10 protein-coding genes are annotated in these 13,387 nt (G+C 71.8%); 2 read left to right on the top strand and 8 right to left on the bottom strand.

Annotated features, from left to right (window positions below; all coding sequences use genetic code 11):
* Nucleotides 1–37: 37 nt before the first annotated feature.
* The 5 genes from O7627_RS06475 to O7627_RS06455 all read right to left on the bottom strand — a co-directional run bounded on the left by O7627_RS06475 (nt 38) and on the right by O7627_RS06455 (nt 6,827).
* Nucleotides 38–1,204 (bottom strand): Gfo/Idh/MocA family oxidoreductase, encoded by a 1,167-nt coding sequence (locus O7627_RS06475; protein WP_278098186.1) that lies wholly within the window; start codon nt 1,202–1,204, stop codon nt 38–40.
* A 140-nt stretch (nt 1,205–1,344) separates the two neighbouring features.
* On the bottom strand, nt 1,345–2,379 hold the full coding sequence (locus tag O7627_RS06470) for a substrate-binding domain-containing protein (protein WP_278092583.1): 1,035 nt from the start codon (nt 2,377–2,379) through the stop codon (nt 1,345–1,347).
* A gap of 175 nt (nt 2,380–2,554) precedes the next feature.
* The gene (locus O7627_RS06465) at nt 2,555–3,583 is read right to left on the bottom strand and encodes an ABC transporter permease (RefSeq protein ID WP_278098185.1); all 1,029 of its coding nucleotides are present in this window, start codon (nt 3,581–3,583) and stop codon (nt 2,555–2,557) included.
* 188 nt (nt 3,584–3,771) lie between these two features.
* Nucleotides 3,772–5,430 (bottom strand): sugar ABC transporter ATP-binding protein, encoded by a 1,659-nt coding sequence (locus O7627_RS06460; protein ID WP_278092582.1) that lies wholly within the window; start codon nt 5,428–5,430, stop codon nt 3,772–3,774.
* Between the two features lie 287 nt (nt 5,431–5,717).
* Nucleotides 5,718–6,827 (bottom strand): sugar phosphate isomerase/epimerase, encoded by a 1,110-nt coding sequence (locus O7627_RS06455; protein ID WP_278092581.1) that lies wholly within the window; start codon nt 6,825–6,827, stop codon nt 5,718–5,720.
* 701 nt (nt 6,828–7,528) lie between these two features.
* Here O7627_RS06455 and O7627_RS06450 point away from each other — a divergent pair.
* Nucleotides 7,529–8,767 carry an ROK family transcriptional regulator gene (locus tag O7627_RS06450; RefSeq protein WP_278092580.1) on the top strand — a complete coding sequence of 413 codons (1,239 nt, stop codon included), beginning with the start codon at nt 7,529–7,531 and terminating at the stop codon, nt 8,765–8,767.
* A 95-nt stretch (nt 8,768–8,862) separates the two neighbouring features.
* On the opposite strand, the gene O7627_RS06445 is transcribed toward O7627_RS06450, so the two are convergent.
* From O7627_RS06445 to O7627_RS06435, 3 genes are all read right to left on the bottom strand, one after another.
* Nucleotides 8,863–10,209: a pitrilysin family protein gene (locus tag O7627_RS06445; RefSeq protein WP_278092579.1), complete on the bottom strand. Its 1,347-nt coding sequence runs from the start codon at nt 10,207–10,209 to the stop codon at nt 8,863–8,865.
* Nucleotides 10,206–11,498 carry a pitrilysin family protein gene (locus tag O7627_RS06440; protein ID WP_278092578.1) on the bottom strand — a complete coding sequence of 431 codons (1,293 nt, stop codon included), beginning with the start codon at nt 11,496–11,498 and terminating at the stop codon, nt 10,206–10,208. Before O7627_RS06440 ends, O7627_RS06445 begins: the two co-directional genes overlap by 4 nt.
* 112 nt (nt 11,499–11,610) lie before the next feature.
* Nucleotides 11,611–11,880 (bottom strand): hypothetical protein, encoded by a 270-nt coding sequence (locus O7627_RS06435; protein ID WP_278092577.1) that lies wholly within the window; start codon nt 11,878–11,880, stop codon nt 11,611–11,613.
* A gap of 289 nt (nt 11,881–12,169) precedes the next feature.
* On the opposite strand from O7627_RS06435, the gene O7627_RS06430 reads away from it, so the two are divergent.
* Nucleotides 12,170–13,261 carry a 3-deoxy-7-phosphoheptulonate synthase gene (locus tag O7627_RS06430; protein ID WP_278092576.1) on the top strand — a complete coding sequence of 364 codons (1,092 nt, stop codon included), beginning with the start codon at nt 12,170–12,172 and terminating at the stop codon, nt 13,259–13,261.
* Nucleotides 13,262–13,387 lie beyond the last annotated feature (126 nt).

The following is a 13,387-nucleotide window of genomic DNA, read 5'->3' as shown; positions in this document are numbered from 1 at the left end:
GGGTGGTGCCGGTCGGGCCCGTTCCGGGCCCGACCCGTCAGGCCGCCTTCTCCACCGAGGTCCACCGGCCGTTGCCGGCCGACTCCCCGACGGCGTGCAGGACCTGCTGGATCTGGAGCGCCTCGGTGAACGAGGGGCTGGGGTCGGTGTCGCTGTGGATCGCCTGGATCAGGTCATGAGCCTGGTGGGTGAAGGTGTGCTCGTACCCGATGGTGTGGCCCGGCGGCCACCAGGGCGCCAGGTACGGGTGCTCGGGCTCGGTGACGAGGATGCGGGTGAAGCCCTGCTCGGCGATGGGCGCCGCGGTCGAGTGGTACTGCAGCTCGTTCATCCGCTCGAAGTCGAAGGCGAGGCTGCCGGTCGACCCGTTGATCTCGATGGTGATGGCGTTCTTGCGGCCGGCGGCGAACCGGGTGGCCTCGAAGGTGGCGATCGCGCCGCCGTCGAGGCGGGCGAGGAAGAGGGCGGCGTCGTCGACGGTGACCTCGCCCATCTCCCGGCCCTCGCCGGCCGGACCGGCGCCGCCGCCGAGCCCGGTGGGCGCGCTGGTCGGCAGTGGACGCTGCGGGATGAAGGTCTCGGTGAGCGCGGTGACCGTGGAGATCCGCTGGTCGGTGAGGTGTTGGGCCAGGTCGATGATGTGCGCGCCGATGTCGCCCAGCGCCCCGGACCCGGCCCGTTCCTTCTGCAGTCGCCAGACCAGGGGGAAGTCCGGATCGATGATCCAGTCCTGGAGGTAGGCCGCCCGGACCTGCCGGATCGTGCCGATCTTGCCGGCCGCGATGAGCTGGCGCATCAGGGCGACCGCCGGGACCCGGCGGTAGTTGAAGCCGCACATGCTGCGGATGCCCTGGGCCTGGGCGGCCAGCGCGGCCTCGGTCATGGTCCGGGCCTCGTCGACGGTGTTCGCCAGCGGCTTCTCGCACAGCACGTGCTTGCCGGCGGCCAGCGCGGCGAGGGTGATCTCGGCGTGCGAGTCACCGGGGGTGCAGACGTCGACCAGGTCGATGTCGTCGCGGGCGATGACCTGCCGCCAGTCGGTGGCGTGCTCCTCCCAGCCGAGCTGGTCCGCGGCGGCGGCGACCGCGCCACCGTCACGACCGCACACGACCCGCATACGGGCCTTGAGGGGAAGATCGTAGGCGTGGTTCACGGTGCGCCACGCCTGGGAATGCGCGGCCCCCATGAAGGCGTACCCGATCATCGCGACCCGCAACTCGCCGGCACCAGACACAGCTGTTACTCCCTCTCGACCACCGACACCGGTGGAACGTTCGTCAACGGACTATGGCGCCCCGGCGGGCGGGCGACCGCCCGCCGGGATTGAGCCAGGTGGTTGGTGGATCAGAAGCCGAGGGGGAGGTACTCGGCGGCGTTCTCCTTGGTGATGGTCTCCGAGGCCAGCGTGATCTCCTTCGGGACCTGGAGCTCGACCAGGTCGGACATGCCCTTGCCCTGGGCGATGAGCCGGGCCAGGGAGATCGCCGAGGAGGCCATCGACGGGCTGTAGGTGACGGTGGCCTTCAGCACGGTGTTGTCCGCGGCGATGGCCTCCATCGCCGCCTTGGAGCCGGCGCCGCCGACCATCACGAACTCCGACCGGCCGGCCTGGCTGATCGCGGCCAGCACGCCGATGCCCTGGTCGTCGTCGTGGTTCCACAGGGCGTCCATCTTCGGCAGGGCCTGCAGCAGCTGCGCCGCCTCGGTCTGGCCGCTGTCGGCGGTGAAGCGGGCCGCCCGCCGGTTGGTCACCGAGAACCCGAAGGTGGCCAGCTCCGCCTTGAACCCCTCCGACCGCTCCTGGGTCAGCTCCAGCTCGTCGATGCCGGCGATCTCGCCGATCACCGGGTTGGTGATGCCCTTGGCCCGCATCTGCTCACCGATCCACCGGCCGGCCGACACCCCCATGCCGTAGTTGTCGCCCTTGATCTGCAGCCGGTACGCCAGCGCGTCCGGGAAGGCCCGGTCCAGGTTGACCACCGGGATACCGGCGGCCATCGCCTCCAGGCCGAACGCGTTGAGCTCCTTGCCGTCGTGCGGCAGCAGGACGATCACGTCCGGCTTCTCCGCCAGCAGGGTGGAGAGGGTGGCCCGCTGGGCCGCGGCGTCGGCGCCCGCCTCGACCATCTTGAACTCCACGTCGGAGTAGGCGTTCGCCTGGGCCTGGGCGTTGTTGGTGATCGCGGCGATCCAGCCGTGGTCGGCGGCCGGCGCGGAGAAGCCGATCGTGACCCGCTCGCCGGGGGCGTTGTTGCCCTCCCCCTGGCCACCGCCGACGGTCTGCGCCGTCTGCGGCTCCGCCTCGTTCGACGTGCACCCCGCCAACAACACCCCGGCGCCCACCGCGGCACCGCCGAACAGCAATCCACGACGCGACACGTCCACGCCCACCGATGACGCGGACGAGGAGAACTTACGGAAACGAGACACGACAACCTCCAGCACGAGGAGAAAGAACGGGACAGTGGAGCGGTGAACCGATCAGAAAAAGGTCGCTAGCAGGGGTAGGGGACGTGCGGTCGTCCATCGCCGACGGCCGACCGGGTGCGGCGGGTCAGCTTGGGGCGGTGACCCCGCGGTTGCGGGCCAGGAACCGGGTGAAGGTCTTGAACCGGAACTGCTGGACCAGGACGGCGGCGACGATGATGCCGCCCTTGACCATGTTCTGCGCCTCGGTCGACAGCCCGTTGATCGCGAACAGGTTCGTGATCGTCGCGAAGATGATCACGCCGAGGATCGAACCGACGATCGTGCCCCGGCCGCCGCTGAGCAGCGTCCCGCCGATGATGGCCGCCGCGATCGCGTCCAGCTCGTAGAGGTTCGCCATCGCGGCCTGGGCCGAGGTCGCCTGCGCGGTCAGCATGATCGCCGCGATCCCGCAGCAGAGCCCCGAGAGCCCGTACAGCAACACGGTGTGCAGCCGCACGTCGATGCCCGCCAGCCGCGCCGCCTCCGGGTTGCCGCCGACCGCGACCGTGCGCCGCCCGAACGTCGTCCGGTTCAGCAGCACCCAGCCCAGCACCGCCACCGCGGCCAGGATGAAGACCAGCACCGGTACGCCGAGCCACCGCTCACTGGCGATCGAGTTGATCGTCGTGTTCGACGAGACCTGGGTGCGCTTGCCGGAGATCTCCGCCGCCAGGCCGCGGGCGGCCACCAGCATCGCCAGGGTCGCGATGAAGGGCACCAACCGGCCGTACGAGATCAGCACTCCGTTGACGAGGCCGACGCAGATGCCCACCACTATCGCGGTGAAGACCATGCCGCCGGCGCCGTAGGACTGGGTGGCAAGTGTTGTCGACCAGACTCCGGCCAGCGCCACTATCGCGCCGACCGACAGGTCGATCCCGCCGCCGATGATCACGAACGTCATGCCGACCGTCACCACGCCGACCACCGAGGCCAGGGTGAGGATGGAGAAGACGTTGGAGCGGACCCAGCTCGGATCCGAGTAGAGGTCCGGGCGGGTCACCACCCCGATGATGATCAGTACCGCCAGTACCCCCACCAGGCCGAGGTTGCGGCCCACCGCGTCCCCGCCCACGCCTCGCCACCAGCTGATCCGCGGCGGCGGCACGTCGATCCCCGCCGGTTCGGCGGTCCCGGCGGCAGCGGTCCCGCCCGGTTCGGTCCCGACCGCGGTGGCGGACCCGGGGTCCGTCTTCGCGCGGGCCTCATCAGTGGTCACAGTCGTCGCACTCCCTCGGCTAGATCCCTCGTCAACCCGGCCCGCGGGGCCGCCCGCATCGCGTCTGGTCCGGTCGGTGCCGCTCACGCCGACGCCCCTTCCATGAGCGATCCGGCCATCACCAGGTCCAGCACCGTGTCCTCGGCCAACTGCCCGGCCGGTGCCTCGTGGATGACGCGGCCCTCCCGCATCACCAGCACCCGGTCGGCCAGCCCGAGGACCTCGGGAACCTCGCTGGAGACCAGCAGGACGCCGACACCGCTGTCGGCCAGATCCCGGACCACCTGGTACAGCTCGGCCCGGGCGCCGACGTCGACGCCCCGGGTCGGCTCGTCGAGCAGCAGCAGCTTGATGCCGCCCAGCAGCCAACGCCCCACCACGACCTTCTGCTGGTTACCACCGGAGAGCGTCCGCACCGGCCGGCGTACGTCGCGCGGCCGCAGCTCCAGGGTCGCGCCGACCCGACTCGCCTCGTCGCGTTCCCGGCCGACGTCGGTGAAGCCGAAGCGGGCGAACCGGCCGAAGGTCGCCAACGTGACGTTGCGGTAGACCGGCTCACCGAGCAGCAGGGCCTGGCTCTTCCGCTCCTCCGGCGCCATGCCCAGTCCCGCGCGGACCGCGGCCCCGACGCTGCCGGGTCGCAGCGGTCGCCCGTTGACCCTCACCGTGCCCGCCGTTGCCCGCCGGGCCCCGAAGATCGTTTCCAACAGTTCCGAGCGGCCGGAACCGACCAGCCCGGCGATCCCGACGATCTCCCCCGCGCGCACGGAGAGCGACACGTCGGTGAACTCGCCGTCGCGGGCCAGGCCGGTCACCTGCAACAGCGGTGCCTCGCCACCGGCGGTGGCCGGGCCGGCGGCGGTCGCGGTGGCGGCGGCCGTATCGGCGGTGGCCTGGTCGGCGGCGGTCGCGTCAGCCGGGCCGGGCCGGTTCGGGAAGACGTACTCGATCGACCGGCCGGTCATCCGGGAGACCAGGTCCTTGGTGGGGGTGTCGCGGGCCGGCAGGTTCGCCGCCGTGGTGCGGCCGTCCTTGAGGACCGTCACCCGGTCGCCGATCTCGCGGATCTCCTCCAGCCGGTGCGAGATGTAGATGACCGCGATGCCCCGGTCGGTAAGCGCGCGGACGATCCGGAAGAGGTTGTCCACCTCGTCGTGGGCCAGCACGGCGGACGGCTCGTCCATGATGATCAGGCGGGCGTCGTGGGAGAGCGCCCGGGCCATGCTCACCACCTGCTTGCCGGCGGCGGGCAGGGTCCGCACCAGCCGGCTGGCGGCGATCTCGCCGTGCCCCAGCCGGGCCAGGATCTCGGCGGTCCGCCGGCGCATCAGGCCGCGGCGGACGAATCCGAGCCGGCGCTGCTCGTGGCCGAGGAAGGCGTTCTCGGCCACCGACAGCTCGTCCACCAGATCCAGCTCCTGGTAGATGGTGGCGATCCCGGCTCTCATGGCCGCCTGCGGATTGCCGAACGTCACCGGCGAGCCGAGCCACTCCACCAGGCCGGAGTCGGGGCGGTGCACCCCCGACAGCACCTTGATCAGGGTCGACTTCCCGGCGCCGTTCTGGCCGAGCAGGCAGTGCACCTCGCCGGCCCGCACCTCGAGTTGCACGCCGTCGAGGGCCCGTACCCCGGGGAAGGTCTTGACCACGTCGGTCAGCCGCAGGACCACCTCACCGGGCTCGGCCGACCGGTCGGACGCGACCGGCTCGACACCGCCGACGGCGGGTTCCGCAGTGCCCATGGGGGTCCACCTCCGGGAGTGGGGGGTTACACCGACGCAGCATCGGCGTGTTGTGCCCGAAACAGTAGGAGCCTTCTAGCCGCCGTGTCCAGAGCTTTGGTCTTGGATAGCGGAACTTTTTCTGATCGTGACAGAAGTTTGATCAGGGCAGCACGAATGGCCGCATCACATCGACGGCCGTCGGTAGCCTATATCGACTGTTAGCGTTCACACAACAGGTACGGGGGGCAGGACGGGTCACCGCGACGGCCGGTCGGCCGCCGCGGTGACCTGCATGAACGGAATTGTCAGCCGTTGGTGTAGATGGTCAGGTCGGCCATGTTCTGGTAGCTCAGGCCCGCGAACTCCAGCGACTGGCCGGGGTTGGCCGCGCCGCCGGGCGCGGTGTCCATCTCCCAGTTGGCGTGGTGGAAGTCGGGCTCGCCGATGGTCTGGAAGAACTGCTGGAAGTTGATGTCGCCCTCGCCCAGCGGCGTCATCTCGTACCCGTTGGTCAGCGCGGAGTTGCGGTTGCCGTCCTTGGCGTGGAACAGCGGGAACCGCTTGGTCCGGCGGGCCACGGTCAGGATCGGGTCGAACAGCTTGGTCCGCTCCCGGCCCGCCGAGTTGACGTAGGTGTGGTGCTTGTGCCGGGCCACGTAGCCCCAGTAGATGTCCATCTCGAAGTAGACGTGGTTCGCCTCGGTCTTGGCCATGAAGTACTCGAGCTTGCGCACGCCCGACGACCGGGTCGGCCGGCCGTTGGCGTCCAGCGGCCCCGAGTCGAGCAGGAAGTTGTAGGCGGCGTCGTGGTTGTGGGTGTAGAGCCGCATCTTGCGTTCCCGGGCCTGCCGGCCGAGCTCGTTCCAGAGGTCGGCGGCGGCGTCCCAGTCGGGCTGGTATGCGCTGTTGGTCGGGTCGCTGCCGGTGCCGATGTTCTTCATGCCGAGTTCCTCGGCGATGTCGAGCTGCTGCTGGAACGTGTCCGCCCGGATCTGGGTGTGGGTGCCGTTGGCGACCAGACCGTTGTCGTCGAGGATCTTGCGGATCTCGGCGGGGGTGATCTGCCGGCCCAGGATCGAGGTGTGCTGGTTGTAGCCGGCGAACTCGATCTCCTTGTAGCCGAGCTCGGCGAGCCGGGCGAGCACCCGCTCGAAGCCGTACGGAACGCCGCTGTCGTCGGGCGCGGCGCTGATCCGGTCCCGGACGCTGTAGAGGATGATGCCGCGGTTCTGGGCCGGGATCAGCGGGTTGACCTGCCAGGTGCCGTCGGCCTTGGCCGGCCGGTTGGTCTGCAGGACCGGCAGGCCGGCCGCGCCGAGGACGGCCGCCGCGCCGGCGGAGGCCGCGAGAATCCGGCGCCGGGTCAGTGCCGCGCTGGGCTGGGGCTGACCGGTACGGCGTTGCACCTCGTCCATTCTTGTCCACCTTTCTGGGACGGCCTGTCGGCCGCCATTGCGAGACGGCTCAACGGCCGCCGGATGACGAGTTGGGAAGGTCCGGGAAGTCGGGGCCACGCGCCGCCGATACGCGGTGGCACCGGAGGCGTGGTTGGGGGTTGGCGGGTCCGGCCGCCGGACCCGCTGGGCCGGTGGCGGCTCGACACCGCGGCTGCCTCCGCCACGCCCCCGGCGGTGCAGCCCGGGCCCCTTGACAGGGCCGGTGCAGGCGACCCAACGTTTACGGCGCTGTGTCACTGGTGTTACGTCTGGGGCGACAGTAACCCCCGTGGCCAGGGAAAGAAAGAGCCAGATGATCAAAACTTCGAGGTGAACTGGCGATGGCTTTGTCTTGTGCCAGCCAGAAGTATCACCCAGATATCCTTCGCGACTACGCTCCGGCCGGACCAGCCGGCCACCGGGCGGCAGGAACGCCGACGCACCGGGGCACCTATGAGGACTTTAGTACGGATCAGGCGAACTTCTGTCGATCATTCTTGAAGTTACTGAACTGATGCACTAAGTTTGCTGACACGGCGCTTACTCTGCGTCAACGCGTGGCTCCGGCTCCCTCGGGCCGTTCCCCGACCGGTGCCCGCGGCCTCACCACCGCCGGCCCCCGCCCGGGTGCCCACGGCCCACCCGTCGGACGAACTCGCGCCGGCTTCAGTCAGGGGACGATGACCATCGTGCTAGGAGTCTGGCCGGAGAACCCGCACCAGGCGCTGGTGCTCAGACTGCTCCGCAACGACGGACCCAGATCCCGGGCCGAACTCGGTGACGCGGTCGGGCTCTCCCGCTCCAAAGTGGCCACCGAACTGGATCGGCTCACCGAGCGAGGGCTGATCGAGACCGTCGGTCCGGCGGTCTCCCGGGGCGGCCGGCCCTCGTCGATCGTCCGGATCGCGGCCGACACCCGGTTTCTCAGCATCGACATCGGCGCCAGCACGATCGACGTCGCCGTCACCGACGGTGAGCTTCGACTGCTCGGCCGGGTCACCGAGCACACCGAGCTGCGGCAGGGTCCCAACGCCGTCATCGGCCAGGCCCTCGACCTGATCACGAAGCTCCGCGCGGAGTCGGGCAGCACCCGGTTCACCGGCGCCGGGGTGGGGATTCCCGGTCCGGTCAGCTTCCGCGACGGCGTACCGGTCTCACCGCCGTTCATGCCCGGCTGGCACCTCTTCCCGGTGCGGGAGATGTTCAGCACCGAACTGGGCTGCCCGGTGCTGGTCGACAACGACGTCAACATCATGGCGCTGGGCGAGAAGCACGCCGGGATCGCCAAGGCCTTCGACGACTTCCTCTTCGTCAAGATCGGGGCCGGGATCGGCGCCGGGATCGTGGTCGGCGGCGACGTCTACCGCGGGGCGAACGGCTGCGCCGGCGACATCGGCCACACCGCCGTCGACGACAGCGGGCCGGTCTGCGTCTGCGGTAACGTCGGCTGTCTGGAGGCGTACTTCGGTGGGGCCGCGCTCACCCGCGACGCCGTCTCGGCGGCCCGCACCGGCCGCTCCGACCAGCTCGCCGAGGTGCTCTCGGTGGCCGGCGCCCTGACCGGCGTCGACGTGCGCGACGCCGCGGCGGCCGGCGACCAGGCGGCGATCGGCATGGTCCGCGACGGCGGCCGCCGGGTGGGGCAGGTCCTGGCCCGACTGGTCAGCTTCTTCAACCCGGGAATGATCGTCATCGGCGGCGGCCTGGCCGGCCTGGGCCACTCCCTGCTCGCCGAGATCCGCAGCGTGGTCTACCGGTCCTCGCTGCCGCTGGCCACCGGCCACCTGCCGATCGTCCTGTCCGAGCTGGGGGATCAGGCGGGCCTGATCGGCGCCACCCGGATGGTGAGCGACCACGTCCTCACCGCGGCCACCCACAGCGGCCCGGCCAGGCACAGCGCCCACCCGGCCGGCCGGTAGCACCCACCCGACCCGGCTGGCGACCCGTCCCCGGTAGCTACCCGAGCCGGGTAGTGGTCCGGCCCGGGTGAGCCCGGCCGCTGCCCCGGGCTGGGTCAGCCGGTGAAGTCGATCAGCTCGCCGAGGCCGGAGGCGGTCAACTCGTCCCGGATCACCGCCGCGTCGCCCTCCACGACCAGCGTCAACCCGTCCGGATGCAGGTGCGTCGCGGCCGCCGCCGACACCTCCGCCTCGGAGGCCGACAGCAACCGCTCCCGCAGCGTCGCGTGGTAGTCGTCCGGCAGTCCGTGGATGACGAGCGTGGCCAACGCCTCGACGATCGCGCGCGGACTCTGCAACTCGACCGAGAGCTGCCCGGCCCGCCAGGCGCGGGCCACCGCCACCTCCGCCTCGGTCACCCCCTCGGCCCGGGTCCGGCTGATCTCGCCCACCGCGTCCACCAGGGCCGGTGCGGTCACCGCCGTCTGCACCCCGGAGCTGACCACCAGCCGGCCGAACCGGCGGGACAACCCGAAGTCCGCCCGGATCCCGTAGGTGTAGCCGCGCACCTCCCGCAGCAGGTGGTTGAGCCGGGAGGTGAAGGCACCGCCCAGCACGGTGCTGACCAGCGTCATCGGCACGTAGTCCGGGTGCGCCCGGTGCGGGGCGGCGTGCCCCAGCCGCAGCGTCGACTGGACCGAGCCCGGCCGGTCGACCAGGATGATCCGCCGGTCGTCCCGGACCCGGACCGGGAACGGAGCACCGCCGTCGGCCGGGATCTCGGCGCTGCCGGCGAACGCCGCGGCGGCCAGCGCGGGCAGGTCGACCCGGTCCAGGTCGCCGGCGACCAGCAGGGTGCCGGGCCGGGTCAGCCAGTCGGCGTGGAAGGCGGTCACGTCGGTCACGCTCACCGCCGCCGCCGAGACCGGATCGCCGTCCATCGGGCGGCCGTGCCGCTGCTCGACGCCGAAGATGTCGGCCCGCAGCGCCGCGTCCGCCCGCGGCCCCGGGTTCGCCCAGTACATCCGCAGCGAGGTCACCTCGTCGTCGCGGACCCGGGTCACGTCGGCCGGGTCCAGCCGCGGCGCCCGCACCGCCTCGGCCAGCAACTCGACCGCCGGCAGCAGCCGGTCGACCGGCACCTGCACGGTCGCCTGGAAGCCGTCCCAGTCCACCCCGAAGGAGAGCTCCGCGCCCAGTCCCTCCATGGCCAGCGCGAAGCCGGTGGCGTCCCGGGTGGTGGTCCCCTCCTCCAGCGACTTCGCCAGGACGGCGGCCAGCCCTTCCCGGCCGGCCGGCTCCCGGCTGGCGGTGCCGTCGAGCAGCAGGGCGGCGACCGCCAGCCGCTGCCCCGGCAGGTGCGCGGCGACCACGTCGCCGCCGGCGAGCGAGGTACGGGTGACCGGCGGGAACCGGTACGGGCGGGCCGAGCCGGGGCCCGGCCGCTCCACGATCAGACTCACGCGCTCTCCTCCGGCAGGTAGGTCAGGGTCACCCGGTCCTCGGCCCGCAACGTCCCGGCCGCCACCTCGGCGACCCCGGCGGCGGAGACCGCGAGCCAGGCGGGCAGTCGCTCGGCGGCCACCGCCGGATCGCCGAACTGGGTGGCGTACCGGCTGAGCAGATCGGCCCTGCCATCCACGGTGGACACCTGGCGCCACCACGAGGTGGTGAGCATCGCCCGGGCCCGGTCCATCTCCTCCTCGGACACGCCCCCGGTGGCCAGCTCGTCGAGCACGTCGACGAGCCCCTGCTCCAGCCGCTCGGCGGCCACTCCGGGCCGGGCGGTGGCCGTGACGATCAGCGGTGCCGGCGCGTGTGCCAGGTCCACCCCGTACGCGCCGACGCTCTCCGGTTGCGCGATCCGGGCGCCGTCGGCGAGCCGCTGGTAGAGCCGGCTACCCCGGCCACCGCCGAGGATCACCGAGAGCAGCGTCACCGCGTCGTAGCCGGGACTGCCGAAGGGATGCGTGCGGTGCGCCAGGTAGGTGCGCGGGGCCGGCACCTCGGACCGGACCGTCTCCCGCACCGGGACACCGGTGGCCGGCACGGTCCGGCCGTCCGGTGCCGGCGGGATGTCGGGGCGGGCCGGCAGGGCGCCGAAGTACTTGTCGGCCAGCGCGAAGACCTCGCTGGCCGGGACGTCGCCGACCACCGTGAGCACCGCGTTGTTCGGCGCGTAGTAGGTGCTGTGGAAGGCCTGGAAGGTGGCCAGGTCGGCGGCGTTCAGGTCGGCCATCGACCCGATCGTCGGGTGGTGGTACGGATGCTTGGGCGGGTAGAGCAGCGGCAGCAGCCGCAGCCAGGAGTCGCCGTACGGCACGTTCTCGTACCGCTGCCGGCGCTCGTTCTTGACCACCTCGCGCTGGTTGTCGAGCGTCTCCTGGGTCAGCGCCGGAACCAGCCCGCCCATCCGGTCGGCCTCCAGCCAGAGCACCAGCTCCAGATGCTCGACCGGCACGGTCTCGAAGTAGTTGGTCCGATCCGGATTCGTGGTCGCGTTCAGCGACCCGCCGGAGCCCTGGATCAGCTTCATGTGCTCGGTCTTCGCGACGTTCACCGAACCCTCGAACATGAGGTGCTCGAAGAGGTGCGCGAAGCCGGTCTGCCCCTCGGGCTCGTGCCGGGAACCCACGTCGTACCAGAGGTTCACCGCCACCACGGGGGCGGTGCTGTCCTCGCTCACGACCACCCGCAGGCCGTTGTCCAGGCGGGTGGTCTCGATCGGCCAGGGGTAACCGGTCTCGGGCATGGGACGACGCTATCGGATCACCGGCCCGCCGGGGATCAGCCACCCCGGCTACGTGCCGTGGGTGACCGCTGACCCAACCGACGGTGCCGCCTCCGAGGAGAAGCGCCAGGGGTCAGCCGGGGGGCTCGATCGGCTGGGCCGCCTCCTCGGAGGTGCGGTGCTCCAGCACCGTGTCGGGGGCGGCCTGCGGGTCGTCCTCGCGGGTGTCCGACTCGGCGAGGATCGCCGCCGCCTGCGCCCGGGGGTCGTCGCTGCCGGCCGACCGCTCCTCCGGGAGCAGATGCTCGGCCCGCGACTCCACCCGGCCCTGCTCGGCGACTGCCGCGCCGCCCCACTCCTCCGGTCGGTCCGACCCGGTCGGTCCCTGCTGCTCGTTGCTCATGATCGGTTGTTACCCCGCCGGGGCCGCCGCTAAGCGGACCGGCGGTCGGACGAGATCGGTCCTGAACCCGACGGGCGCGGTCGTCGGGTATGCTCAGCGTCGTGACCCGCTCGTATCGATGGTTTAGTCAGCCGGCCCTGGGGCCGGTGGCCCGATCATGAGCTGACGTCGCCACCATCTTCAGAGCCGGCCGGGCAGGGACGCCGTTCCTGCCCTTCTTCATGCGAGCAGCCGGCTCGACCCGGGCACCGGCACCGGGGGTGGTCGGCGGAGGGAACCGACACCGATCATGACCACCACCGACACCAGCCGGGTCATCGACCAGCGCATCGACAAGGTCGTGCCGCTGACCACCCCGGCCCTGCTGCACCACGAACTGCCGCTGGACGCGGCACTCGCCGACACCGTGCTCGCCGGCCGACGATCCGTCGGCCGGGTGCTGGACCGCCAGGACGACCGGCTGCTGGTCGTCGTCGGCCCGTGCTCGGTCCACGACCCGGCCGCCGCCCTGGAGTACGCGCACGGGCTGCGCGAGGTCGCCGGCCGGCTCGCCGACGACCTGCTCGTGGTGATGCGGGTCTACTTCGAGAAGCCCCGCTCCACGGTCGGCTGGAAGGGCCTGATCAACGATCCCGGGCTGGACGGCTCGGGCGACGTCAACACCGGGCTGCGCACCGCCCGGGCGCTGCTGCTGGAGGTGCTGCGGCTCGGGCTGCCGGTCGGCTGCGAGTTCCTCGACCCGATCACCCCGCAGTACATCGCCGACACCGTGGCCTGGGGCGCGATCGGCGCCCGGACGGTCGAGAGCCAGGTGCACCGCCAGCTCGCCTCCGGGCTGTCGATGCCGATCGGGATGAAGAACCGGCCGGACGGCAGCATCGGCACCGCCGTGGACGCGATCCGGGCGGCCGGCGTACCGCATGTCTTCCCCGGCATCGACGTCTCCGGGACGCCGGCCATCCTGCACACCCGGGGCAACGCCGACGGGCACCTGGTGCTGCGCGGCGCCCGGGGCGAGCCCAACTACGACGCCGCGTCGGTGGCCGGCGCCCTGTCGTTGCTGCGGGCCGCCGGCCTGCCGGAACGGCTGGTGATCGACGCCAGCCACGACAACAGTGGCAAGGATCACCGCCGGCAGCCGGTGGTCGCCGCCGACGTCGCGGCGCAGCTCGCCGCCGGCCAGCGCGGCATCGTCGGGGTGATGCTGGAGTCGTTCCTGGTGCCCGGCCGCCAGGACCTCGATCCGACCCGTGAGCTGGTGCACGGCCAGTCCGTGACGGACGCCTGCCTCGGTTGGCCGGAGACCGCGCAGGTGCTCACCGACCTCGCGGCCGCCGTCCGGGCCCGCCGCGCGGTGGTCCCGGCCCAGCCCACCGGCTGAGCCGCGCCGGACGGGCGGGCAACCGTCCGCCCGTCCGGTGCGTCTAGATTCGGTACGGGGTGTACGCAGCACGGGCGCACCGCCGGCCGTCGGCCGCCCCGGTCCACCCGTCGTCTGTCGCCGAAG

The organism is Solwaraspora sp. WMMD1047 (assembly GCF_029626155.1).
Lineage (GTDB): Bacteria > Actinomycetota > Actinomycetes > Mycobacteriales > Micromonosporaceae > WMMD1047.
Note: the sequence above shows the minus strand (reverse complement) of the source record. Positions and strands in the feature narration are given on the sequence as shown.

Coding starts and splice junctions, on each gene's coding strand:
- O7627_RS06455 (WP_278092581.1), bottom strand. CDS start 6,827: ATGGACGAGGTGCAACGCCGTACCGGTCAGCCCCAGCCCAGCGCGGCA.
- O7627_RS06430 (WP_278092576.1), top strand. CDS start 12,170: ATGACCACCACCGACACCAGCCGGGTCATCGACCAGCGCATCGACAAG.
- O7627_RS06475 (WP_278098186.1), bottom strand. CDS start 1,204: ATGATCGGGTACGCCTTCATGGGGGCCGCGCATTCCCAGGCGTGGCGC.
- O7627_RS06440 (WP_278092578.1), bottom strand. CDS start 11,498: ATGCCCGAGACCGGTTACCCCTGGCCGATCGAGACCACCCGCCTGGAC.
- O7627_RS06450 (WP_278092580.1), top strand. CDS start 7,529: ATGACCATCGTGCTAGGAGTCTGGCCGGAGAACCCGCACCAGGCGCTG.
- O7627_RS06435 (WP_278092577.1), bottom strand. CDS start 11,880: ATGAGCAACGAGCAGCAGGGACCGACCGGGTCGGACCGACCGGAGGAG.
- O7627_RS06460 (WP_278092582.1), bottom strand. CDS start 5,430: ATGGGCACTGCGGAACCCGCCGTCGGCGGTGTCGAGCCGGTCGCGTCC.